19 protein-coding genes are annotated in these 25240 nt (G+C 70.8%); 10 read left to right on the forward strand and 9 right to left on the reverse strand.

Features of this window, described 5'->3' with window-relative positions; genetic code table 11:
- Complete coding sequence (locus B7C62_28765; protein ID ARF75810.1) at positions 1–795, forward strand: hypothetical protein; 795 nt, start codon at positions 1–3, stop codon at positions 793–795.
- Positions 796–910: 115 nt separating this feature from the next.
- On the opposite strand, the gene B7C62_28770 is transcribed toward B7C62_28765, so the two are convergent.
- A complete protein-coding gene (locus B7C62_28770; GenBank protein ARF75811.1) occupies positions 911–1591 on the reverse strand; it encodes a potassium transporter TrkA in 681 nt (226 codons plus the stop codon).
- On the reverse strand, positions 1591–2259 hold the full coding sequence (locus tag B7C62_28775) for a potassium transporter TrkA (GenBank protein ID ARF75812.1): 669 nt from the start codon (positions 2257–2259) through the stop codon (positions 1591–1593). The genes B7C62_28770 and B7C62_28775 overlap by 1 nt, the downstream gene beginning before the upstream one ends.
- Positions 2260–2580: 321 nt before the next feature.
- Between B7C62_28775 and B7C62_28780 the strand changes: the two genes are divergently transcribed.
- The 6 genes from B7C62_28780 to B7C62_28805 all read left to right on the forward strand — a co-directional run bounded on the left by B7C62_28780 (position 2581) and on the right by B7C62_28805 (position 12829).
- Positions 2581–4629, forward strand: coding sequence for a DNA-binding protein (locus B7C62_28780; protein ID ARF75813.1), 2049 nt, complete (start codon positions 2581–2583; stop codon positions 4627–4629).
- Between the two features lie 109 nt (positions 4630–4738).
- Positions 4739–6067 carry an RNA methyltransferase gene (locus tag B7C62_28785; protein ARF75814.1) on the forward strand — a complete coding sequence of 443 codons (1329 nt, stop codon included), beginning with the start codon at positions 4739–4741 and terminating at the stop codon, positions 6065–6067.
- A gap of 248 nt (positions 6068–6315) precedes the next feature.
- Positions 6316–6654 carry a hypothetical protein gene (locus B7C62_28790; protein ARF75815.1) on the forward strand — a complete coding sequence of 113 codons (339 nt, stop codon included), beginning with the start codon at positions 6316–6318 and terminating at the stop codon, positions 6652–6654.
- Entirely contained in the window at positions 6644–7300 is a 657-nt protein-coding gene (locus tag B7C62_28795; GenBank protein ARF75816.1) for a hypothetical protein, read from the forward strand. The genes B7C62_28790 and B7C62_28795 overlap by 11 nt, the downstream gene beginning before the upstream one ends.
- Positions 7301–7302: 2 nt before the next feature.
- Positions 7303–12066: a type IV secretion protein Rhs gene (locus B7C62_28800; protein ARF75817.1), complete on the forward strand. Its 4764-nt coding sequence runs from the start codon at positions 7303–7305 to the stop codon at positions 12064–12066.
- A 13-nt stretch (positions 12067–12079) separates the two neighbouring features.
- Positions 12080–12829, forward strand: a complete 750-nt coding sequence (locus B7C62_28805) for a hypothetical protein (protein ID ARF75818.1) — start codon at positions 12080–12082, stop codon at positions 12827–12829.
- A 392-nt stretch (positions 12830–13221) separates the two neighbouring features.
- Here the strand turns inward: B7C62_28805 and B7C62_28810 are convergent, their stop codons facing one another.
- Positions 13222–14583 (reverse strand): 3-deoxy-7-phosphoheptulonate synthase class II, encoded by a 1362-nt coding sequence (locus tag B7C62_28810; protein ID ARF77414.1) that lies wholly within the window; start codon positions 14581–14583, stop codon positions 13222–13224.
- A gap of 254 nt (positions 14584–14837) precedes the next feature.
- On the opposite strand from B7C62_28810, the gene B7C62_28815 reads away from it, so the two are divergent.
- The gene (locus B7C62_28815) at positions 14838–16388 is read left to right on the forward strand and encodes a 2-amino-4-deoxychorismate synthase (protein ARF75819.1); all 1551 of its coding nucleotides are present in this window, start codon (positions 14838–14840) and stop codon (positions 16386–16388) included.
- Positions 16385–17029: an aminodeoxychorismate/anthranilate synthase component II gene (locus tag B7C62_28820; protein ID ARF75820.1), complete on the forward strand. Its 645-nt coding sequence runs from the start codon at positions 16385–16387 to the stop codon at positions 17027–17029. The genes B7C62_28815 and B7C62_28820 overlap by 4 nt, the downstream gene beginning before the upstream one ends.
- Here the strand turns inward: B7C62_28820 and B7C62_28825 are convergent.
- Entirely contained in the window at positions 17016–18407 is a 1392-nt protein-coding gene (locus tag B7C62_28825; GenBank protein ID ARF75821.1) for a GntR family transcriptional regulator, read from the reverse strand. The two genes, B7C62_28820 and B7C62_28825, sit on opposite strands and share 14 nt — an antisense overlap.
- 150 nt (positions 18408–18557) lie before the next feature.
- Here B7C62_28825 and B7C62_28830 point away from each other — a divergent pair, with 150 nt between their 5' ends.
- Positions 18558–19622 (forward strand): anthranilate phosphoribosyltransferase, encoded by a 1065-nt coding sequence (locus B7C62_28830; protein ID ARF75822.1) that lies wholly within the window; start codon positions 18558–18560, stop codon positions 19620–19622.
- 96 nt (positions 19623–19718) lie between these two features.
- On the opposite strand, the gene B7C62_28835 is transcribed toward B7C62_28830, so the two are convergent.
- The 5 genes from B7C62_28835 to B7C62_28855 are packed head-to-tail and all read right to left on the reverse strand — an operon-like array spanning position 19719 to position 25231.
- Complete coding sequence (locus tag B7C62_28835) at positions 19719–20528, reverse strand: indole-3-glycerol phosphate synthase (protein ARF75823.1); 810 nt, start codon at positions 20526–20528, stop codon at positions 19719–19721.
- Positions 20525–22156 carry a hypothetical protein gene (locus B7C62_28840; GenBank protein ARF75824.1) on the reverse strand — a complete coding sequence of 544 codons (1632 nt, stop codon included), beginning with the start codon at positions 22154–22156 and terminating at the stop codon, positions 20525–20527. Before B7C62_28840 ends, B7C62_28835 begins: the two co-directional genes overlap by 4 nt.
- The gene (locus tag B7C62_28845; protein ARF75825.1) at positions 22153–22812 is read right to left on the reverse strand and encodes a hypothetical protein; all 660 of its coding nucleotides are present in this window, start codon (positions 22810–22812) and stop codon (positions 22153–22155) included. Before B7C62_28845 ends, B7C62_28840 begins: the two co-directional genes overlap by 4 nt.
- Entirely contained in the window at positions 22809–24083 is a 1275-nt protein-coding gene (locus B7C62_28850) for a flavin-dependent oxidoreductase (GenBank protein ARF75826.1), read from the reverse strand. The genes B7C62_28845 and B7C62_28850 overlap by 4 nt, the downstream gene beginning before the upstream one ends.
- Positions 24080–25231 carry a monodechloroaminopyrrolnitrin synthase PrnB gene (locus B7C62_28855; protein ARF75827.1) on the reverse strand — a complete coding sequence of 384 codons (1152 nt, stop codon included), beginning with the start codon at positions 25229–25231 and terminating at the stop codon, positions 24080–24082. The genes B7C62_28850 and B7C62_28855 overlap by 4 nt, the downstream gene beginning before the upstream one ends.
- Between the last annotated feature and the right edge of the window lie 9 nt (positions 25232–25240).

Here is a 25240-nt window from a genome sequence, read left to right on the forward strand (position 1 = left end):
GTGACGTCTCTCGACAAGCCGACGTCCGAAACGGACCAGCCCCACCCCACCGACCGGCAGGACGCCGGCGGGAAGCATGCCGCCCGGCAGGACGCGGAGACGAAGGCGGTCACCGAAGCCGCGCTCTTCGAAGCCTTCGGCGGTGTGCGCGGCATGGTGGAGACAGTCCTGCCCGGGCTGCTCTTCGTCACGATCTTCACCATCAACAAGGACCTGCACAGCTCGGCCATCGCGGCCCTGGCCGTCTCCCTGGTCCTGGTGGTCGTCCGGCTGATCCGCCGGGACACCATGAAGCACGCCTTCAGCGGCGTCTTCGGGGTGGCCTTCGGTGTCGTCTTCGCGATGATGACGGGTGACGCCAAGGACTTCTATCTCCCCGGCATGCTCTACACGCTGGGGCTCTCCGTCGCCTACCTCGGCACCGCCGCCGCCGGGGTGCCGCTGATCGGCCTGATCCTGGGCCCGGTCTTCAAGGAGAACCTCTCCTGGCGGACGCGCAACCCCGGCCGGAAGAAGGCGTACACCAAGGCCAGTTACGCCTGGGGCCTCATCCTGCTCACCAAGTGCGCGATCCTCTTCCCGCTCTACTGGTGGGCCGACACCACCCAGTTCGGCTGGGTGCTGATCGCGCTGAAGATCCCGCCGTTCCTGCTCGCCGTCTATCTGACCTGGGTCTTCCTCGCGAAGGCACCGCCGCCCATCGACGTCTTCGCCGAGATGGAGGCCGAGGAGCAGGCCGAGAAGGACCGCAAGGCCGCGCAGGCCGCGGCGGCTCTCCGCAACCCGGAGGCGTAAGCAACGTAAAGGAAGGGCCCGTAACCGCTGCTGTGCGGTTACGGGCCCTTCTTATGCCCACGCGTCGGCTTTACGGACGCTTACGGACGCTGGGCACCGGCCGTACGTTGACGAGTCAGCTGCCCGACGACGGGTCGCGGCGGACCGACAGCAGGTCCTCCAACTGCTCCTCGCGCGCCTGGGCGGCCACGAACAGCAGCTCGTCACCGGCCTCCAGGGACTCCTCGGCGCTCGGCGTCAGCACCCGCGTCCCCCGGATGATGGTGACCAGCGAGGTGTCCTGGGGCCATGCCACCTGCCCGACCCGGGTGCCCGCCAGCGCCGACTCCGGCGGCAGCGTCAGCTCCACCAGGTTGGCGTCGCCGTGGCTGAAGCGCAGCAGCCGGACCAGATCGCCGACGCTCACCGCCTCCTCCACCAGGGCCGACATCAGCCGCGGGGTCGAGACCGCGACATCGACGCCCCAGGACTCGTTGAACAGCCACTCGTTCTTCGGGTGGTTGACCCGGGCCACCACCCGGGGCACGCCGTACTCGGTCTTCGCGAGCAGCGAGACGACCAGGTTCACCTTGTCGTCGCCCGTCGCGGCGATGACCACGTTGCACCGCTGCAACGCCGCCTCGTCCAGCGACGTGATCTCGCAGGCGTCCGCGAGCAGCCACTCCGCCGACGGGACCCGCTCCACCGAGATGGCGCTCGGCGCCTTGTCGATGAGCAGCACCTCGTGCCCGTTCTCCAGCAGCTCGGTGGCGATGGAACGGCCCACCGCACCCGCCCCGGCAATCGACACACGCATCAGTGACCGCCCTCCTCGGGACCCTCGGCGAATGCCTCTTCGACCTTGGCGATCTCGTCCGTACGCATCATCACGTGCACCAGGTCACCCTCCTGAAGGACGGTCTGCGACGTGGGCAGTATGGCCTCGCCCAACCGGGTGAGGAAGGCGACACGGACACCGGTCTCCTCTTGGAGCGTGCTGATCCGGTGGCCGATCCAGGACGGCGTCGTGTGCACCTCGGCGAGCTGCACGCCCCCGCTCGGGTCGCGCCACAGCGGCTCCGCGCCCGAGGGCAGCAGCCGCCGCAGCATCTGGTCCGCCGTCCAGCGGACCGTCGCCACGGTGGGGATGCCGAGCCGCTGGTAGACCTCGGCCCGCTTCGGGTCGTAGATGCGGGCCGCGACGTTCTCGATGGAGAACATCTCGCGGGCCACCCGGGCCGCGATGATGTTGGAGTTGTCGCCGCTGCTGACCGCGGCGAACGCCCCGGCCTCCTCGATGCCCGCCTCGCGGAGCGTGTCCTGGTCGAAGCCGACCCCGGTGACCCGGCGGCCGCCGAACCCGGACCCGAGACGGCGGAACGCCGTGGGGTCCTGGTCGATCACCGCGACGGTGTGCCCCTGCTGCTCCAGGGTCTGCGCGAGAGCGGCTCCGACGCGCCCGCAGCCCATGATGACGATGTGCACGGTGCGCCTACCTCGCCGTCCTGGTAGTCCGGCTGACCTGCGAAAACACGCTGCTCACACTCTCTCTCGGCTTGCCGGGCAAACAACGGGGCAACCACCTTCGGCGTTGCCCGGAGATGAGCTTATGCCGCTACGGGGCCGTCCCTTCATCCGAGTGTGCGTTCGTCCGGACACATGGGCAAAGGGGGAGTAAAGGAACAGCGCCGCTCGCAAGGATTCCGTTAAGGATTACGGCCGGTTTCCGCTCCTTCCGCAGGCAGCGGGGGGCCACGGCCGATCAGACGTCCTCGACCGGCGCGGGCTGCCCTTACGATCCTCTGCGTGTCCAAACTGACCGACCTGCCCAAAAGGATTCTGATCGGGCGGGCGCTGCGCAGCGACAGGCTGGGGGAGACCCTCCTCCCCAAGCGCGTCGCGCTCCCCGTCTTCGCGTCCGACCCGCTCTCCTCGGTGGCGTACGCCCCCGGCGAGGTCCTCATCGTCCTGTCCCTCGCGGGCCTGTCGGCGTACCACTTCAGCCCCTGGATCGCGCTGGCCGTCGTGGTCCTCATGTTCACGGTCGTCGCCTCCTACCGGCAGAACGTCCGCGCCTATCCGAGCGGCGGCGGCGACTACGAGGTCGCCACCACCAACCTCGGCCCCCGGGCCGGACTGACCGTCGCCAGCGCGCTGCTGGTCGACTACGTCCTCACCGTGGCCGTGTCGGTCTCCGCCGGGGTGGAGAACCTGGGCTCCGCGGTCCCCTTCGTCATCGAGAACAAGACCCTCTGCGCCGTCGGCGCGATCGTCCTGCTCGCCCTGATGAACCTGCGCGGGGTCAGGGAGTCGGGGAAGCTGTTCGCCGTCCCCACCTACCTCTTCGTGGCGGGCGTCTTCGCCATGATCCTGTGGGGCGGGTTCCGCTCCCTGGTCCTCGGCGACACGATGCACGCCCCGACCGCCGAGTTCGAGATCAAGCCCGAGCACCAGGGCCTGGCCGGTTTCGCCCTGGTCTTCCTCCTCCTGCGCGCCTTCTCCTCCGGCTGCGCCGCCCTCACCGGGGTCGAGGCGATCAGCAACGGGGTGCCCGCCTTCCGCAAGCCGAAGAGCCGGAACGCCGCGACCACGCTCGCCCTGATGGGCCTGCTCGCCGTCACCATGTTCTGCGGGATCATCGCCCTGGCCATGGCCACCGACGTCAAGATGGCCGAGAACCCGGCGAAGGACCTGATCCGCGACGGCGTCCCCGTCGGCGAGGGATTCACCCAGGACCCGGTGATCGCCCAGGTGGCGGAGGCGGTCTTCGGCCACGGATCGTTCCTCTTCATGGTCCTCGCCGCGGCCACCGCGCTGGTCCTCTTCCTGGCCGCGAACACCGCGTACAACGGCTTCCCGCTGCTCGGCTCGATCCTCGCCCAGGACCGCTACCTGCCGCGCCAGCTCCACACCCGCGGCGACCGGCTCGCCTTCTCCAACGGCATCGTGCTGCTGGCCGGGGCCGCCGTCCTGCTGGTCTGGATCTACGGCGCCGACACCACGCACCTGATCCAGCTGTACATCGTCGGCGTCTTCGTCTCCTTCACCCTCAGCCAGACCGGCATGGTCCGGCACTGGAACCGCCTTCTGGCCGCCGAACGCGACCCCGCCCGGCGCCGCCACATGGTCCGCTCCCGCGCCATCAACGCCTTCGGGGCCTTCTTCACCGGCCTGGTCCTCGTGGTCGTCCTCGCCACCAAGTTCACCCACGGCGCCTGGGTCGCCCTGCTCGGCATGGTGATCTTCTACGGCACGATGACCGCGATCCGGAAGCACTACGACCGGGTCGCCGCCGAGATCGCCGCGGACGACGCCTCCCCGGACGAGAGCGCCCGCCCCTCCCGCGTCCACGCGATCGTCCTGGTCTCCAAGCTCCACCGCCCGACCCTGCGCGCCCTCGCCTACGCCCAGCTGATCCGCGCCGACCACTTGGAGGCGCTCTCCATCAGCGTCGACCCGGCCGAGACGAAGGCGCTCCGCGAGGACTGGGAGCGGCACGGCGTCAACGTACCGCTCAAGATCCTCGACTCGCCCTACCGCGAGGTGACCCGCCCGGTCATCGAGTACGTCAAGGGCCTGCGCCGCCGCAGCCCGCGCGATGTGGTCAGCGTCTACATCCCGGAGTACGTGGTCGGCCACTGGTACGAGCACCTGCTCCACAACCAGAGCGCCCTGCGCCTCAAGGGCCGCCTCCTCTTCACCCCCGGCGTGATGGTCACCTCCGTCCCGTACCAGCTCCAGTCCTCCGAGGCCGCGAAGAAACGGGCCCGCAAGCGCGCGGACTGGAGCGCGCCGGGTTCGGTACGCCGGGGCCCGGTGGAACGTCGGCACAAGGAGCCGAACCGCAAGGGGTGAGGGCGCCGCGGCTCCCTGGCCGTCACCCCGGCCGGACCCACGTAGACTGGTGGGCTGTTGTCCGGCCGCGTTCCCGCCCCACCCCCCTTCCTCCCTGGAGCCTCCCCTCATGCAGAACGAACCCACGTCGTCGCTGGTCGGGGAGGAGTACGAGGTCGAGGTCGGGCCCGTCGCACACGGCGGCCACTGCATCGCCCGTACGGCGGAGAACCAGGTCCTCTTCGTCCGCCACACGCTCCCCGGCGAGAAGATCATCGCGAAGGTCACCGACGGCGACACGGACTCCCGCTTCCTGCGGGCCGACGCGGTACGCATCCTGGAGCCGTCCAAGGACCGGATTCAGGCCCCCTGCCCGTACGCGGGCCCCGGCATGTGCGGCGGCTGCGACTGGCAGCACGCCAAGCCCGGCGCCCAGCGCCGCCTCAAGGGCGAGGTGATCGCCGAGCAGCTCCAGCGCCTGGCGGGCCTGACGCCCGAGGAGGCCGGCTGGGACGGCACGGTCATGCCCGCCGACGGCGACAAGCTCCCGGCGGGCGAGGTCCCGGCCTGGCGCACCCGGGTCCAGTACGCGATCGACGCGGACGGCCGGGCGGGCCTGCGCAAGCACCGCTCGCACGACGTCCAGCCGATCGACCACTGCCTGATCGCCGCCCCCGGCGTATCCGAACTCGGCGTCGAGAAGCGGGAATGGCCGCAGATCGCCGCCGTCGAGGCGATCACCGCCACCGGCTCGAACGACCGCCAGGTCATCCTGACCCCCCGCCCCGGCGGCCGGCTCCCCCTGGTCGAGCTGGACAAGCCGGTCTCCGTACTCCGCGTCGACGAGAAGGACGGCGGCGTCCACCGCGTCCACGGCCGCGCCTTCGTCCGCGAACGCGCCGACGACCGCACGTACCGCGTCGGCTCCGGCGGCTTCTGGCAGATCCACCCGCAGGCGGCCAACACCCTGGTCCGCGCGGTCATGCAGGGCCTCCTGCCCCGCAAGAACGACACGGCCCTCGACCTCTACTGCGGCGTCGGCCTCTTCGCCGGAGCCATCGGCCAGCGCATCGGCGAGAAGGGCGCGGTGCTCGGCATCGAGTCCGGCAAACGCGCGGTCGAGGACGCCCGCCACAACCTCAAGGACCTGGACCGCGTCCGCATCGAACACGGCAAGGTCGACCAGGTCCTGCCCCGCACGGGCATCACCGAGTGCGACCTGATCGTCCTGGACCCGCCCCGCGCGGGCGCGGGCAAGCAGGTGGTCAAGCACCTGGTGTCGCTGGGGGCGCGTCGTATCGCGTACGTGGCCTGCGACCCGGCGGCGCTGGCCCGGGACCTGGCGTACTTCGCGGAGGGCGGGTACCGGGTGCGGACGCTGCGGGCGTTCGACCTGTTTCCGATGACGCATCATGTGGAGTGCGTGGCGATTCTGGAGCCGGTGAAGAAGGACGCCTGACCTGGGGGTTTGAGCGGGCCGGTCCCTGAACCCGTGGTCGCCACGGGTGCAACGCGTTCTCGTGTCCGCTTGCCGCGCCGTGCTCACCTTCACAGGAACTGCTGCTCCATCAAACGCGTCTCGACGTACGAAGCCGAGTTCGCGATGAGAGCGGGGGAGGGGCCGTGGAGCAGGCAGGAACAGCGCTCGCCGAGCGCATCGCCGAGCGGAGAAGGGGAGTCGGTGACCCTCGTGCGCTGGTCGGTGAGATGCGGCGATCGGGCCTTCTGGTGCCGACTACCGGCAGCGGCCTCTGGTCGGCGCGGTCGGGCGGGGTGCGGTGGATCTGCGGGTTCACCGACGAGGCCGCCCTGGCCCGCTTCGCCCTGCTGCACGCACCCGGTGACCGGCCCATGGAGTATGCGGCGCTGCTGGGCGCGCGCATCGTCGACGAGATCCTGCCGTCCCTGGACGAGCCCGCCGGCCTCGCCGTCGACATCGCCACCGAGGGCGGGTCGATGTTCTTCCCGCCGGTCGTCGGCATCGTTCCGGACGGCGTCGCCGTCGACTCCGCTGAAGAGATGGAGAGGCGTGGCCATGGGGGGTGACGGGGCTGACCTGCGATTCGACAAGGTGTCCGTCGCGAAGTTCACGCAGGGTGTGGGGTCGACGATCGACCAGCTCGGTGACCTCGGCGGGGCGACCGGCTCGAAGATGGGCAAGGGCTTCTCGGCGCTGTCGATGACGGGGATGGAGGCCGGGTCCCACGGGCTGTCGGCCGACTTCGAGGACTTCTGCGAGCGCTGGGAGTGGGGCGTGCGCGCCCTGGTGAACGACGCCAGTGCGATCGCCAACCGTCTCGGCCTGGCCGCGGGCACCCAGTGGGAGCACGATCAGTACGTGCAGGGCACGCTGAAGGTGGGCGTCAACTCCGTGATGGGCGGCAGCCCGCACGCCACGGAGGAGGAGATCATCCAGCAGGGCTGGGGGGAGGTGTTCACGCCCGACTACCTCACCCCGGACTGGAGCGCGGAGTCCTTCGAGCAGGCCGGTCAGGAGATGGGCCAGACGTGGAAGGACACCGCCCGCACCGTCCTCACCGAGGGGCAGGGCGGCCAGCGGTCCGAGATACTCAAAGACAAGCTCGGCATCTCCGACGACCAGTGGGACCGGGCGCTGGACGACACCTTCGGCCCGTCGCCGGAGGAACGCGCCCGGCAGGCGCGGGAGCAGGGTGAGTCCGGGGGGAACTGACCATGGGAATCGGCGACTTCATCAAGGACATCACGCCCGACGCGGTAGAGGACGCGGTCGAGGACGGCGTCGAGTGGGTCGGGGACCGGGTCGAGGACGCGGGGAACTGGACCGCCGACCGGCTGGACGACGCCGGGTGGGAGTCCGGTGCGGACTGGGTGCGTGAGCAGTCCCGTTCGGTCGCCAACCGGATGGGCGCCGAGGTCGACGAGATGGACCTCGGGCAGACCGAGGACAGGACCAAGCTGGTCTACGGGAGTCCGGAGAAGATCCGCTCCACGGCCAAGCAGCTCCGCGCCTTCCAGCAGTCCTTCGACAACGCCGGTGAAGGTCTCAAGGGCCTGGACTCGTCCCGGCTCAAGGGTGAGGCAGCCGAGGCGTTGCGGGCCGCCGTGCGCACCCAGCCGCCCAAGTGGTTCACCGGCGCCGACGCCTGCGAGAAGGCGGCCGCCGCGCTGGAGGGTTTCGCCTCCACCGTCACCTGGGCGCAGGGGCAGGCACAGACGGCGATCGACAAGTGGAAGGAGGGCGTCAAGGCATCCGAGGACGCCGCCGATGCCCACCGCAAGAAGGTCGACGCTTACAACAGCGCGGTGGATCGCTACAACGCTCAGCCCGCCGACGAGCGCAACCCTTCCACCCTCCCGCCCCGTCCCGCCTCGACGTTCGCCGACCCCGGCATGAAGCTGATGCGGGAGGCGCAGGAGATCCTTGCCGAGGCCCGTAAGCAGCGGAACACGGCCGCGGAGACCGCGCGCACCGCAGTCCGCGCCGCCCGCGACGAGGCCCCGGAGAAACCCTCGTACGCCCAGCAGTTGGGTGACGGGGTCCAGGAACTGCGGTACATGGGCGACCACATCGGCGGCGGCGCCGTCAAGGGCACCGCGGGGCTGCTGAACTTCGTGCGCCAGGTCAACCCCCTGGATGCGTACAACATCACGCACCCGGCCGAGTACGTCACCTCCCTCAACAGCCTGGCCGCAGGGCTGGTGGTCGCCGCCAACGACCCGGTGGGCACCGGCAAGCAGATGATCAGCGACTTCATGAAGGACCCGTACGAGGGCTTCGGCCGCCTGCTGCCCGACGCCGCGCTGACTGTGGCCACCGGCGGGGGCGGCGCGGCGGTGAAGGGCGTACGCGTCGTCAAGGAGGCCGCCGACGCCGCGAAGGCCCGCAGGCTGGTCGACGACTCCCCGGACGGCACCCACAACACCCCGGACGGCGACCGCGACGCCGGGGGCGACCCGGTGGACTTTGCCACGGGCCGGATGTACCTCCCCCAGACCGATGTCGAGCTGCCCGGCATCCTGCCGCTGGTCTTCACCCGCCGCACCGAGTCCGGTTGCGCGGTCGGCCGGTTCCTTGGGCCCGCCTGGACGTCCACCGTCGATGAGCGGCTGGAGATCGACGCCATCGGCGTCGTCCACGTCACCGCCGAAGGGCTCCTCGTCCCCTACCCGCACCCGGTGCCCGGCGCCCCCACCCGGCCGGAGACGGGCCGGGCCCGTACCCTGCTGGCCCGCGACGCCCACGGCGACTACACGGTCACCGACCCCGACAGCGGCCTGGTCTTCCACTTCACCGCCCCGTACGGCAGCGGGCCGGGCGGTGACGGCGACGCCTGGCTGTCCGGGATCAGCGAACGCAACGGCCACTCCCTCACCGTCGACCGTGCCGAGGACGGCCTGCCGCTGGCGCTGGTCCACTCGTCGGGCCGACAGGTGCGGCTTTCGTCCGCCGACGGCCTGGTCACCGCGCTGTCCCTGACCGGTGCAGGGGAGGGCGGCGCGGACCTGCCCCTGATGAACTACGGCTATCAGGACGGCAACCTCACCACCGTCACCAGGCCCTCCGGCGCCACCACCACCTTCGTCTACGACGACCGCCGCCGTGTCATCGCCTGGATCGACTCGAACAACAGCCGCTACGACTACGTCTACGACGACCGCGACCGTGTCGTGGCGGAGGGCGGCGAGGCAGGCCACGTACAGATCACTCTCGCCTACACCGACCCGGACCCCGAGACCGGCCACCACGTCACCACCGTCACCACCGCCGACGGGCACACGGCCCGCCACCTGTTCGGCCCCGGCTGCCGTCTCCTGGCCATCACCGACCCGCTCGGCCACACCACCCGGTTCGCCCACGACCCGCGCGGCAACCTCCTGAGCCGTACCGACCCGCTGGGCCTCACCACCGTCTTCTCCTACGACGAGCACGACCGTCTCATATCCGCCACCCGCCCCGACGGAAGCGAACTGCGCACCGTACGCGGCCCGTTCGGCCTTCCGGTGGAAGTCCTCGGGCCCGACGGCGCCCGTACGGTCCACGAGTTCGACGAGCACGGCAACCGTACGGCGGTCACCGATCCGGCGGGCGCGACCACCCGTTACACCTACGACCGCTCCGGTCGGCTCACCTCCGTCACCGACGCCCTCGGGGCCACGGCACACGTGGTGTGCGACGCGGCGGGGCTGCCCGTCGAGGTGACCGGTCCGGCCGGGGCCACCACCCGCACGGAGCGCGACGCCCTGGGCCGCCCGGTCCGCGTCACCGACCCGGTGGGAGGGGTCACGCACCTGGAGTGGAACGCCGACGGCCTCCTCGCCCGCCGTACGGGCCCCGACGGCGCCACGGAGTCATGGACCTACGACGGCGAGGGCAACCGGCTCACCCACACCGACGCGTCTGGTGGCGTCTCCCGCTTCGAGTACACCCACTTCGACCTGCCCCTCGCCCGTGTCCAGCCCGACGGCGTGCGCTACGAGTTCGAGCACGACGCCGAGCTGCGCCTCACCCGCGTCATCAACCCGCAGGGGCTGACCTGGACCTACACGTACGACGCCGCGGGCAACACCGTCTCCGAGACCGACTTCGACGGCCGCACCCTCACCTACCGGGTGGACCCCGCAGGCCGGCTCGCCGCCCGCACCGACGCGCTCGGCGGAACGATCTCGTTCGAGCGTGACCGGCTCGGCCAGGTGATCCGCAAGGATGTCGACGGCCAGGTGACGGCGTACGCCTACGACAAGGCCGGACGCCTGCTGGAGGCGGCCGGACCGGACGGCGAACTCCGGTACCAGTACGACCGCCGCGGCCTCACCAAGACGGAACTGGTCGACGGCCGCCCCATCGTGTACGCGTACGACGTCCTGGGCCGCCGTACGCGCCGCACCACACCCACCGGCCATGTCACCTCTTACGCCTACGATGACAGCGGACAGGCTCACCGCCTCACCACCGGTGACCGGCGCATCGACTTCACGTACGACGCCGCCGGACGCGAACTGGCCCGCGCCCTCGGTGACACGATCACCATGACCTCCGCCCGCGACGAGGCCGGAAGGCTCTCCGAGCAGCACATCACCGCCGCAGGACGCACCGTCAACAGCCGCGCCTACTCCTACCGCGCCGACGGCCAGCTGACCTCCGTCGCTGACCGGCTGACGGGCACTCGCACCTTCGACCTTGACGGGGCGGGCCGCGTCACCGCCGTCCACGCCAAAGGCTGGACGGAGCGGTACGCCTACGACGACGCCGGCAACCAGACCTCGGCGTCCTGGCCGTCCGGCCACCCCGGCCATGAAGCCACCGGGCCACGCACCTACACCGGCACCACCGTCACCCGGGCCGGCGATGTGCGCTTCGAGCACGACGCCCTCGGCCGGGTGATCCTGCGTCGGAAGGCCCGCCTCTCCCGCAAGCCCGACATCTGGCGCTACACATGGGACACGGAGAACCGCCTCACCTCCGTGACCACCCCCGACGGGACCCGGTGGAGGTACCGCTACGACCCGCTGGGCCGACGCACCGCGAAGCAGCGCATGGCGGACGACGGTGAGAGCGTGGTCGAGGAGGTCCGGTTCACCTGGGACGGCCTAACCCTGTGCGAACAGACCAGCCACGGACCCGACCAGTTGAGCACGGTCGCCCTGACCTGGGACCACCGCGGCCACACCCCCCTGGCCCAGACCGAGCGCCTCCTCACCGCCGACGATCGGCAGAACGAGATCGACCGCCGCTTCTTCGCCATCGCCAGCGACCTCATCGGCACTCCCACCGAACTGGTCGACGAATCCGGCGACATCGCCTGGCGCTCCCGAGCCACGTTGTGGGGCACCACGGCATGGGCCCGCGACGGCAGCACCTATACCCCTCTCCGCTTCCCGGGCCAGTACTACGACCCTGAGACCGGCCTCCACTACAACTACCTCCGGCACTACGACCCGGAGACCGGCCGCTACACCTCCCCCGACCCCCTCGGCCTCGCTCCCGCCCCGAACCCCGTCAGCTACGTGGACAACCCGAACACCGAGTCGGACCCGCTGGGGCTCATGCCCAAATACCCGAAGGAGGAGAAAGCACAGAGGCGGATCGACAAGGTTCTGGACGGGATCGCAGAGAGGGCAGAGAACGGTGAGATCAACAAGCATCCCAAGTACCACGGGGACACCCGACATGCCTTCACCGACGAACGGGTCCTGGACATCCTGAAGAACCCCGATGCTGTGTACCACTCGTCGGGCACGGCAGGTAACTTCATCTTCCGGAAGGACAACGACATCGTCGTGGCCTACGGGCCCGGCTCCAAGCAGGGCCAGGCCATCACGGCGTACGGAGAGTCGGGTATCAAGGGTGACTCCGGCGCGCAGGCGCTCGGTGGCAAACCGACGGATCCCGGTAGGCCGGTTACCCATGAGGACATCGTGGAGGGCAGGATTCCGACCGATGGCGGCTACTTGGCCCCAGCACAGCAAATCAGATGAGGCAGGAATGGCCATGAAGCTGTCGTTTGACGGAGGCTGGTGTGCGACGGTGACGGACGATCCGCTGCATATCACCCCCCGCTTCACGGGCGACTCCCTGGACGTGGCTCAGTACGTGGGCGTGAAGGAGCGTGAGCGGTTTCTCTCGCACACCTTCGGTAGCCAGGACTGGCTGTGGGACGCCCCCGACGTCCTCCGGTTCGATCCGGACAGCCGGGAACTGGCCGGGACCGAATTCCGGATGCCGTACGTGTCCGCGAACGCCGAGACCGTGCCTCACGTTCCCGTCCTGCCCGAGGTTCGTCCGGGCGGACTCCGTGCGGACGAGGTCCGGGACTTCCGCCACGAGATGTGTACGGTGCTGTGTCGGGCTCCCGGCGATGCCGTTCTGGCCTGCTTTCGTGACCTCGATGTCCTCGATAGACCCCTGGATGCCTGTGTCGGCATCGCACCCGATGTGGCGCTTCTCGTCCAGGACGGTACCGTCGTCGGCTGGAGCATCACCGACCCCGCGCGGTACCTCACCGCCGCGCACACCGTTCCCGACTCGGGCTCGCCTTCCGCGGCCACCCGTCGGCTGCTCACGGAGTGCCTGGACCTCGTCACCTCGCCGCTGGTGGACGACCTGGTGGAAGGCGAACCGGCCGCCCTGACGCGCCTCCGGGTCGCCGACGAGGCCCTGCGCGTCCAGCGCGAGGACCGGCACCGGGCCGACGCCCTGCTCAGCCTGATCGCCACGTACGTGGAGGACTACGCAACCTGATGGTGAACCGGCCGGGGATGGATGTGTGCGCGTCGCGGAGTACGCGGACGTGAAGGAAAGGCAACAGTCCCTCGGGGGACACCTTCAACGGCCAGGAGCGACTGTGGGGCGGCCTCGACGGGCTCCGGTCGGACCCGGACAGCCGGGAACCGGTCGCTGCCGGGTTTCCGCCTGTCCACGAGGCCGTCGGCACCGAGGGCTGTGACCGTGTTCCCGCCCCTGCCGTGACGCTCGTCCGACGCTCCGAGCCCTGGAAGCCCGCTTGCAGAGCCGAACAGACGCATCCGGCCTGCAGTTTCTTTCGCGTCGACTGTCGGCGACGTCTTTCCGATGACGCATCATGTGGAGTGCGTGGCGATTCTGGAGCCGGTGAAGTAGGGAGCACCTCGGTATCAACCGGTGGGCGGTCGGCGGTACATGTCGGCCAGGCGGAAGGCCAGGTCGATCGACTGCTCCTGGTTGAGTCTCGGATCGCATGCCGACTCGTAACGCCTTCCGAGGTCCTGCGCGCCTACCGGGCGGCCGCCCCCGAGGCACTCCGTGACCTCGCTCCCGGTCAGCTCGACATGGATGCCTCCCGGGTGGGTGCCCAGGGCCCGGTGGACCGCCATGAATCCGCTCAGCTCGTCCAGGATCGTCTCCACGTGGCGGGTCTTGTAGCCGTCCGGCGTGGTGAAGGTGTTCCCGTGCATGGGATCGGACAGCCAGCACACCTGGGCGCCCTCGGCGGAGACCTTCTCGACGAGGAGCGGCAGTACGTCACGCACCCGGTCCGCGCCTGCCCGCATCACGAAGGTCAGACGGCCGGGCTCCCTGTCGGGGTCGAGTCGGTCCAGATAGCGGAGCACGGTCTCGGGGCCCACCGTCGGGCCGAGTTTGACCGCGATGGGGTTCCGGACCCGGGAAAGGAATGCGATGTGGGCGCCGTCCGCCTCCCGGGTGCGTTCGCCCGCCCACAGCAGATGCCCGCTGGTGGCGTACAGCCGTCCCGTCCGCTCGTCCACCCGGGTCAGCGGAGTCTCGTAGTCGAGCAGCAGGGCCTCATGGCTGACGAAGAACTCGGTGGTCGCGAGCGGGGCCGTATCGCCGCCGCAGGCTCGCAGAAAGGCCAGCGCACTCTCGATCTCGTCGGTCAGCCGTCGGTAGCGTTCGCCCGCGGGCGACGAGGCGACGAACTCCCGGTTCCACGTGCGGACCTCGGCCAGGTCCGCGAAACCGCCGGTGGTGAGCGCGCGGACAAGATTCAGGGTGGCCGCCGACGCCTCGTACGCGCGGTTCAGCCGGGAGGCGTCCGGTGTCCGGGAACCGCTGGAGAACTCCAGCCCGTTGACGGCGTCCCCCCGATAGGACGGGAGCCGGACACCGCCCCGTTCCTCGAAGGCGGTGGACCGCGGCTTGGCGAACTGGCCCGCCATGCGGCCGATCTTGACCACGGGCAGCGAAGAGGCATGGGTCAGGACGACCGCCATGTGGAGCAGAGTCCGCAGGGTGGCGCGCACCGTGTCCGCGCCGACCCCGGAGAAGGTCTCCGCGCAGTCCCCGCCCTGCAGGACCAGTGCCTCGCCCCGCGCGACCGCCGCCAGACGGCGGGTCAGCAGATCGCACTCGGCCGGCAGGACCAGCGGAGGTGAACCCGCCAACTTCCGGCCCGCTGCCCGGAGCGCGTCCGGGTCCGGCCAGTCCGGCTGCTGCGCGGCCGGCAGCCCGAGCCAGGGGGCCGTGGAAAGGCCGCCGTCAGCGGCTTCTGCGGTCATCTCGGAATTCCACCCGTTCTCGCTCGTACCGAACACCAATGCCCGAGCGTGAACCTCTCGTGTGCTCCGGGCTTTTCCCCTGCCAACTTCAATTCGCGGCGCGGGGCCGCGTCAAGCGATTCGGGATTGGTCCGCTTCAGCCGTTCCCGATTGGTCTGGTGCCGGCCCGGGCCCGCCTGGTTCGCTGGGGGAGGCGACGTGGAGTGAAGCGTGGCCGTGAGACCCATCGCAGATAAACGACAGGGGAATTCTTCATGGTGGGTAATGTTCCGCTTCCGGTCACGGTGACCCGTACCGAATTGGCACCGCACGACCCGCTCGACCTCTACTCGGCGCTGCGCCGCACCCTGCCTGCCGACGGGGTGTTCCTCTTCGAGAGCGTCGAGGGAGCCGACGAGGACCGGCGTTTCGCGGTTGTCGGATTCGGCCGCCTCGCGGAACTCCGGGTCTTCGGGGGTGACGGCCGGGCCGGGCGCATCGAGGCGGAAGGGCCGCCCGTGCTCGTGAGGGCGATCGAGGCGGAGGCGCGACGGGCGGGCCTGACCGTGGCCGGACCCGAGGGGGCACCGCCGGGCCCCGGAACGGCAGCCATGGAATTCGTCGGCAACGACGCCCTGTGGACCGTACTGGACTCGGTGCGGGGGCTGTTCACCGTCGAGACCGATGTGCCACGGACCACGTACGCCTTCGGGTTCCTCTCCTCCTTCGCCTACGAGTCGATGTGGAACATGGACACGCCGGGGCGGCGGACGAAGCCGTCCCAGGCGCCCGACATCACGCTCACCCTCTTCCGGGACACCCTCTGGTACGACCTGGGAACGGGCGCCGTCCGCCTGCACCACGCGGCGAGCCCGGCCTTCACCGACCCGGCCGGGCCACCCGCCGACGCGCTCCCCGACGTCCGGGCCCTGGCCGAGGAGGCCGCCCGCGCCGACGGCCCTCGCCCGGAGATGCCGAGCGCGCCGCGGCCGCACTGGGTGCGCGACAGTGTGGACCGGGACACGTTCCTGCAGTGGGCCGACCGCTGCCTGGAGCACATCAGGGCCGGGGACATCTACCAGATCCAGATCGGACACCGGCTGGACGTGCGGACCGACTTGGCGCCCGAGGACGTCTACCGGCGGTTGCGCCGACGCAATCCCTCGCCCTACATGTACGTGATGCCGAGTGCCGGGCAGTTGCTCATCGGCGCGAGTCCCGAGCTGTTCCTCCGGATCGAGGACGACACGATCGTCATGCGGCCCATCGCCGGAACGGCCCGCCGGGGCCCGGACGACGAGGAGAACCAGCGGCGGATCAAGGAGATGCGCGAGAGCACCAAGGAACAGGCCGAACACATCATGCTGGTGGACCTCTGCCGGAATGACATCGGCAGGGTCAGCCGCCCCTCCACCCGGCCGGTCGACGAGCTGATGGCGGTGGAGACGTTCTCCCATGTCTTCCACCTGGTGTCGACGGTCAGCGGCCGCCTCAGGAGCGGGACCAGCCCGCTGGACGCCGTACGGGCCACCTTCCCGGCCGGGACGATGACGGGAGCCCCGAAGCTGCGTGCCATGGAGATCATCGACAGTCTGGAGCAGGAGCCGAGGGGCAGCTACGCCGGTGCCGTCGGGCTGATGGACGTCCGTGGCTGGACCGAACTCGCCCTGTGCATCCGGACGATCGTCCACGACGGGACGGTCTACTCCACCCAGAGCTCGGCGGGCATGGTCGCCCAGTCCCGGCCCGCGGACGAGTGGCAGGAGACGCTGGCGAAGATGGGAGCGGCCCACTGGGCCCTGACCGGTGAGGAGTTGCTGTCATGAAGGTGCTGTTGATCGACGCGTACGACAGCTTCGTGCACATCATCGACCAGTACGTGCAGACCCTGGGCGCCGAGACGACCGTCGTACGCTCCCGTACGCGGACCCCCGCCGAACTCGCCGCGCTGGAACCGGACGCCGTCGTCCTCGGTCCCGGCCCCGGTCATCCCGCGGACTCCGGACACGTCGAGCTGGTGCACCACTTCTCCGGCGTGGTGCCCGTGCTCGGTGTCTGCCTCGGCCATCAGGCCATCGCCCTCGCCCACGGCGGCACGGTCGAGCGGGCCGAGCAGGTCATGCACGGCAGGGTCAGCGCCGTCCGGCACGACGGTGCCGGAGTGTTCCAGGGGCTCGGCAACACCCTGGAGGCGACCCGCTATCACTCCTTGATCGTCGGGGACCCGCTGCCCGAGGAACTGGTGACGACCGCGGTCTCCGTCGACCACGGATACGTGATGGGCCTGCGTCACCGCACGCTGCCCGTCGAGGGCGTGCAGTTCCACCCGGAGAGCATTCTGACGACGGGCGGGCTCCAGCTCTTCCGTAACTTCCTGGGATTCGCACAGGGCGCCGACGTACGATCCCGTCCGGACGTGAACATCGCGGAACCCCGGCCGGACGTCACCGCGGTCACCTCCCGCTGAGTGCGGCCCCCACCTCCCGGACGGCCTCCGTCACACCGGACTTGGGGAGATGCGCGAAGCCGACCACCAGGCCGGCGTCGCCGGGGCGGGGGAGAGCGCGATAGCCGCCCCCGCCCCGGACCAGCACCGAGCGACGCAGCGCGCCGCCGACCACGGCCGTCTCGTCGGTGTGGGGCGGCAGCCGTACATAGGCGTGGACCCCGGCGGCGGAGCCCAGCACCGCGGCGCCGGGCAGATGACGGCGCACCGCCTCGTCCAGGGCGCTCCGTCGGGCCGCACAGGTCTCCGTGAGCCTGCGCAGATGCCGGTCGAAGAGGCCGCTGCCCAGGAACTCCGCGAAGGCCGCCTGGGTGAACGCGTCCGTGCCCAGGTCCTGGCGGCCACGCAGACGCAGCAGCCGGTGGAGCAGCTGTTCCGGTCCGGCCAGCCACCCCAGCCGCAGCCCCGCCCCCAGCACCTTGCTCGCCGTCCCCGCGTAGACCACATGGTCGGGAGCGAGCCGCTGGAGGGCGAGGGGGCGCGCCGCCCGGTCGTACCAGAGGGCCCCGTCGTAATCGTCCTCGATCACCAGCCCGTCCACGTCCCGCGCCCAACGGGCCAATGCTTCCCGACGGGACGCGGAGAGCGTGTACCCGACGGGGAACTGGTGCGCCGGAGTCACCAGCACGGCCCGCGCGGAGGTGGCCGCGAGCGCTTCCACATCGATCCCCTCGGCGTCCACCGGCACCGGGACCGGCCGCAGTCCGTTCTCCGCGACGAAGTGGCGCTGCCCGGGGTGCCCGGGCTCCTCCACGGCCAGCTCCCGCTGTCCCGACGCGACCAGGTCGGCGCAGAGCAGGCTCAGCCCCTGGGCGAAACCGGCCGTCACCATCACCTGGGACGGAGTGGCGCGCACACCCCGTAACCGTCCCAGATGACGGGAGAGTTCGGACCGCAGCTCGGGCACGCCGGCGAGCGGCGGATAGCCGTCCGGCACCGCCCCGGGCGACCGCAGCACCCGCTGGTACGCGGTGAGCCACTCCTTGTGCGGAAAGGCCGGAGCTCCCTGCCCCGAGACCCGCAGGTCCCAGCGGGCGACCGGAACGTCCGAGGAGTCCAGCAGGCACGGCACGACGGGCTCGCGGGGCAGGTGGCGGACCACGCGCGTGCCCGCGCCCCGCGCGGCTTCCAGGAACCCCTCGGCCACCAACTGCCCGTACGCCTCCACCACCACGCTGCGGGAGACCCCGAGGTCCGCGGCCAGTTGGCGGCTGGAGGGCAGACGGGTACCGGGCTGAAGAATTCCCCCTTCGATCTCTTCGCATATCGACGTTCTTATCTGCGCATTCAGGGACTGTTCCGCTGAGCGGGAAATCGCGACCGACAGATGCAGGGGCATCCGCTCCTCCTCACGACGATGTGGACTGCAATAAAGGGCACGAAGTGGTCTGTCGGCGAGATCCGTTGCCGCGAACAATGAGGCACGACAGCCGCACGTGCCCTTCCGGCACACACATTCGGGCACCCGGACTCGGGAAAGGAAAAACACATGTCCGCGAAACCGCCAGAACTCCGTTGGCCCGCTCTGATCAACACCCTGGTGGCAGGCCGGGACCTGACCTCCGACGAGGCGGCTCTGGCGATGGAGGACATCATGACGGGGGCCGTCGGCGGCCCCCGTCTCGCGGGATTCCTGATGGCGCTGCGGTGCAAGGGCGAGACGGTCCAGGAGATGGAAGGGCTGACCCGCACCATGCGGGCGCACGCGGTGCCGCTGCGGATACCGGGCCCCACCCTGGACATCGTCGGCACCGGTGGCGACGGCTCGGACAGCGTGAACATCTCCACCATGTCGGCGATCGTGGCCGCCGGGGCCGGGGCACGGGTCGTCAAGCACGGGAACCGTTCAGCCTCCTCGCAGTGCGGTTCGGCGGACGTGCTCGAGGAGCTGGGGGTCACGCTCGATCTGCCGCCCTCGTCGGTCGAGGCCGTCGCCCTGGACACCGGGATCACCTTCTGTTTCGCTCCCGCCTTCCACCCCGCGATGCGCCACGCCGCCCCGACCCGAAGGGAACTGGGCGTGCGCACGGCGTTCAACCTGCTGGGCCCGCTCTCGAACCCGGCGTCCCCCACGGCACTGGCAGTCGGGGTGGCCGATGCCGATGCCGCGCCCCTGATCGCCGGTGTGCTGGCCCGCCAGGGCGTGTCGGCACTCGTCTTCCGGGGCGACGACGGGATGGACGAGCTGACGGTCACCACATCCTCCACGGTCTGGTCGGTCGGCGACGACGCCGTGCACCAGGAGGTCTTCGACCCCCGCGAGCTGGGAATCCCCCTCGCCGCACCGGACGCGCTGCGCGGCGGCGACCGGAGACACAACGCCCGGATCGCACGGGAACTGCTGGCCGGAGCACGCGGGCCGGTACGGGACGCGGTCCTGCTCTCCGCCGCCGCCGCGCTGGCAGCCGCGACACCGGTCGCGGGGCGGAGCCGGGTGGCCGAACGTATCGCCGCCGAACTGCCCCGAGCGGCCGAGGCCATCGACACCGGTGCGGCGGCCGACGTACTGGAGCGCTGGGCCGCGGTGAGCACCAAACACGCCGCAGGCGGCTGACCCGCGTGTGCCCCGCCCCGTGCCCGACGCACACAGGCCAGGGCCACGCCCGGTGACCCGGAAGCGATCCGGGTCACCGGGCCCGCACCACCGGCCTCAGCGAGATCCGGGGCACCCGGCACGGCTGCCCGCCGCGATCAGCCCGGCCACGGCAGCACGCGGGTCACCGCTGGTCACCAGGGACTCACCGACCAGCACCGCGTCCGCCGACGCCTCCCGGAGCCGGGCCGCGTCGGCCGGCGACGCGATACCCGACTCGGCGACCCGCACCACATCGGCCGGTATCCGCGGGGCGAGCCGGCCGAACACCGTGGGGTCCACCTCCAGCGTCCGCAGATCCCGTGCGTTCACCCCGATGACCCGGGCCCCGGCGGCCAGCGCCCGGTCCACCTCCGCTTCGTCGTGCACCTCCACCAGCGGGGTGAGCCCCGCATCCGAGGCCACGGCCAGCAGATCCGTCAGCCGCGCCCCGTCCAGCGCCGCCACGATCAGCAGGACGAGGTCGGCCCCGTGGGCCCGCGCCTCCCACAGCTGGTACGGCTCCACGACGAAGTCCTTGCACAGCACCGGCACCGACACCCGCGCCCGTACGGCGGCCAGGTCCTCGACCGAACCGCCGAAACGGCGTCGTTCGGTCAGCACGCTCACCGCGGTGGCACCGCCCGCCTCGAACTCCACCGCCAGAGCGCCCGGGTCGGTGATCGGGGCGAGGGCGCCCCTGGAAGGGCTGGCCCGTTTCACCTCCGCGATGACATGCAGGCGCCCCTTCACCCCGAGCAGCTCAGCCGCCGGGAGCGGCGGGGACGCGGCCGCGGCCAGCTCCCGCATCTCCCGCTCGGGGAGAGCCGCACGCCGTCCGGTGAGTTCGGCCCGCACCCCTTCGATGATCCCGTCGAGTACGGTCATCGCCTGCCTCCTCGGAGGCCGGGCAGCTCCACCGAGAGCGCGTGCCGGAACACGTCCCGTGGGTCCCAGCGCTTCTTGACCTGCTGGAGCCGGGGGTAGTTGCCGCCGTAGTAGAGCTCCTGCCATCCGGTGCGGGACCGGTTGCGGGAGGTGTCGCGCAGGTCAATGTCCGGGTAGTTGATGTAGGCGCCCCCGGTGGAGGCGCCGGGAACCGGCACCCCGCCGGTCGGCGCGTACACGTCCTCGTACAGGTCCCGGAGAAAGGCGATGTGCCGCTCGTCCTCGGCCGGGTCGGTCCACTCGCTGATGTACATCAGCATCAGGGCGCTGTCCCGGTGGACCAGCGCCGTCGCGTCCGCCGCCACGGTGTTGACCTGCCCCCCGTAAGGCGCGATCAGCACACCGCTGCCCGGGTGCGCGTAGTCGGTGCGGGTCAGGTGCCGGTACAGCGCGGCGGTCTGAGGCGCGTCGAACGTCCGCCGGTGGTAGGCGGACTTGCCCTTGATCCGCTTGCCGGTGGGCCGGTCGGCGAAGCCCGCCCACTGCGTGGACAGGAGCCACGGGAACCGGCCGCGTTCCACCGTCTTCGGCGCGACGCCCACCCCCCGGCCCACCTCCGCGAGGAACCGCTCCAGCCGCCGTTCAGGATTCCCGCGTTGCGTGGACAGCTGCACGTTCAGCGCCACCGCGCCCCCGGAGCGGTGGAAGACGGCGAGATGGCTGTAGAGATCGCTTTCGGGATCGCCCGCTCCGTTGTGGGCGACGTGCCAGGCACCGTAGTTGCGCAGCAGGCGGCTGAACGAGGACTCGTCCAGGGCGTCCCACGGCCAGACCACGCTGCTGACGAGCAACTCCTTCGGAGGGACGGGCAGGAGCCGGCCGGCATCGGCACCCGCCGCACCGGGAGAACGGAACCAGTAACGGGTCACCACACCGAAGTTGCCTCCGCCACCGCCGGTGTGCGCCCACCACAGATCCCGTCGCGGATCGTTCTTGTCACGGGTGGCGATCACCGCCCGTGCCCTGCCCGAGCTGTCGACCACGACGACCTCCACGGCGAGCAGATGATCGACCGTCAGGCCGTGGAGCCGGTTCAGGGGGCCGTAGCCGCCCCCGCTGATATGACCACCGATGCCCACCGTCGGGCAGGCACCCGCCGGGAGCGCGACGCCCCAGCGTTTGAAGAGCTGCTCGTTGACCTGGCCCAGCCGCGCGCCCGCACCCACGGCCAGGGCACGCCGCCGTGGGTCGTGTTCGACGGAGTCCAGGGCGGACAGGTCGATCACGGCGCGCACGCCCGGGCCCGACACGAAGTCCTCGAAGCAGTGCCCGCCGCTGCGCACCGCGATCCGGCGGCCCGAGTCGACCGCCTTCTGCACGGCCGCCACGACCTGCTCGGTGGTGCGTGGCACCCTGATCCAGTCGGGGGTTCCGGCCCAGCGCCGGTTCACCCCCCGGGAGAGATCCTCGTACTGCACGCTGCCGGGGACGACCGGAGGCCCGGCATCGGTGGCCGCAGGGCCCCGGCCCTGTGCCGAGGAGGCGGTGGCACCGGCGACACCGGTGGCCGAGGCCGCCCCCACCAGCGCGGTCGTGCCGAGGAACCGTCGCCGCGTCGTGGAGTTCATTCCTGGTCCTTCCTGGTGGTGCCGGCCGTATCGGATGTGCGCGCGAGTGCGCTGCGGTACACCTCGGGGTCCTCCTGCGCCCCCTCGACGCGTCGCGCGCCGCCGAAGACGATCAGGGGGACCTGGGTGACGCCCGCGGACCGGGCCGCCCGGATCTCCTGGCGGACCTCGGCCAGCCCCTCGTCCGAAGCGAGCAGATCCGCGGCCCGTGCCCGGCCGAAGCCGGAGCGCACCGCGCGGTCCAGGAGCAGAGCCGGGTCCGAGACATCGCCGTTCTGCGTGAAGTAGGCCGCGAAGAGCAGCTCCTCGAGCCGGCTCTGCACGCTGCGGCCGTACTCACGGCCCGCGTACCACAGCATCCGGTGCGCCTGAAGCGTGTTCGCCGCCAAGCCCGTGCGATTGCGGAAGGCGATGCCGTGCCGGTTGCCGGCCTCGGTCACCTCCTTGCTCATCGTCTCGGCCGTCTCCCGCCCGTACTTGCCCGCCAGCCAGTCGAGCATCGGCATCGGCTCGGCCGGCCGCTCCCCGTCGATCTGGTACGGGTGCAGCACGATGTCGAGATCGTGACGGCCTGCCGCCGCCAGGCCCAGTTCGAAGGTGCGCTTGGTGATGTAGCACCACGGGCAGGAGATGTCCGACCAGATGTCGACTCTCATCGGTGAGCCCTCACTCCTGTCGCCGCGCCCGGCGGCATCGTCGTGTTCACGGCGTTCGGATCGAAGCCGCCCAGCCGCGCGAAGCCGGCCGAGATGTCCTCCAGTTCGGTGCCGGGGAAGACCTCCCGTACGTCGGAGAATCCGCCCGGCGCCCGCTCGTGCGCCAGATCGATCACGACCTCGGGCCCCCGCCTGCGCGTGCTGTGCTGGAGGCGGGTGAGCACCGGCAGCCGTTCGGCCTCGTACGCGGCGAACGCCTCGGTCACCCCGGCCCGGGCCAGATGCCCCGCCAGCACCCGGGCGTCCACGATGGCCTGGGTCGCTCCGTTGGACCCCATCGGGTACATGGCGTGAGCGGCGTCGCCGATCAGGGTGACCGCCCCGTGGCTCCACCGGGGGAGAGGGTCGCGGTCGACCATGGGATAGACGTACGCCTCGGTCGCCGAACGGATCAGCGCGGGCACATCGAGCCAGTCGAAGGCCAGATCCTCGAAATGCCCGACGAAGGACTCCGGCGGCACGGACCGGTTCCAGTCCGCGGCCTCGAACTCGGCATCCGGCTCGGCAGCCTTGGCGACCGCCCAGTTCATCAGGGTCAGGCCGCGCTCGTCCGCCGCCGACATCGGGTAGACGACGGCACGGCGCCGGTCGTCACCGGCGATCACCATCGACCGGCCGTCCAGGAAGGGCGGCGCCCAGGCCGTGCCCCGCCAGACCACCAGACCGTTCCACGGCGGTGGCCCCTCGCCGGGGCCGAGCACCGCGCGGACCGCGGAGTGGATGCCGTCGGCACCGATCAGTCCGGCCGCGTCGACCGTCGACACCGTGCCCGCCACCGGGTGACGAGCCATCACCCGCACGCCGCCGTCGGTGGGGACGACATCCACGACCCTGGTGTCGGTGACGACGGCGTCCGGCCCCAGTCGCTCGCGGACGGCCTCGGCCAGCACCGCCTGGAGCCGGCCGCGGTGGATGGAGAGCTGCGGCCATCGGTGGCCGGCGGCCCGGCCCCGCGGTTCACGCCAGATGAGCTGGCCGTGGCGGTTGTAGTAGCTCAGGTCGCCGGTGGCGACCGAGACTTCGGCGAGTCGCGACAGCAGGCCCAGCCCGTCGAGTTCCTTCACGGCGTTGGGAAGGATGTTCAGGCCGACGCCGAGCGGACGGATCTCGGGTACGGCCTCCAGGACGCGCACATCCCTGATGCCCTCGGCATGCAGGCTGAGGGCCGCGGTGAGACCGCCGATGCCACCACCGGCGACGAGGAGCGTCACGCGGTCCTCCCATGGGCGTACGCGGCCTCGCCCTTCGGCGCCTGGCCGTCGGGCGGCCGGTGGCCCTGGCGTGTGCCGGTGAGCCGGGCGGTGGCACGAGTCAGGTCGATGATCTGCTTCAGCAGGTCGACACTGGCCCCGCCGCTGCCGACCGGGAAGAGGCGCAGGTCGGCGTCGTACGCCTTGCGCGCGATGCCCAGATGGCGGCCGCGGAACACGACGATCACCCGCAGCAGCCGGGCGAGCGCCTCGGCTCCGTCCCGGAGGTCGGGCATCCGGCGTTCGGCCTCGGCCGGGTCGTCCCCGTACGCCTCGACCAGCCGGGACACCACCGACGGCACCCGGGTCCAGTCCTCGTACAGTTCACGCCAGCGCGGCAGGCTGTACGGCACCGAGTCGCGGACGAACTCCTCGTACGAGGGCTCGCTGAGGTCCGATGCCCAGATGGCCTGGTCGATCAGCCACAGCGGGACCTGGGCCGCGGCCGGTCCCAGCAGGACCTCTCCCCCCACGGTGATCTCGTCGAAGTAGGCGCGCAGTTCCCGGGCGAAGAACTCGGGTGTCACGTTGGCGACCACCATGCTGATGGAGGTCACCATGGTTTCCACATGGTCGGTCAGCGCCTGCGTCAGCAGGGCGAACTTGGGGTCGTGGACCTCGGTCCGGCTGAGGATGGCGCACAGTTCGAGGCCCTCGCGCAGATGCGGGAAGACCATGCGGACCGATTCCTGGAGGTACGCCTCCTGCACATCACCGAGATACATGCGCTGACGGCCGCCCGTCGGGTTCCAGGTGCAGTAGTGGTGCACGACGTCGCGCGGCACCATGTCGGTGCGGTGCCCCAGGATGCGCAGGACGGGCAGGACCTCGGGGACCAGCTCCAGCGGCTCCGGTCCGTGGCGCTTGATCGAGCCGAGGAACATCCCCAGGTCGCGCATGGCCGCGACGGACTGCTGCGGGTCGAATCCCTCGGCGGTGTCCAGACGCGGCACCAGCCTGCGCAGTTCGGCGGCCATGGCCGGGACGTCCGCGCGCGCGTTCTGCTCGCGCAGCACGAAGCAGGCTCGGTCGGCGGCCAGCGGGTCGAGTTCCCGGATGGCCGCCACGCGTATGGAACTTCCCAGATCCAGGTCGGTGATCATTGTCATTGCTCTCTC

The sequence above is a fragment of the Kitasatospora albolonga genome (assembly GCA_002082585.1).
Taxonomy (GTDB): domain Bacteria; phylum Actinomycetota; class Actinomycetes; order Streptomycetales; family Streptomycetaceae; genus Streptomyces; species Streptomyces stephensoniae.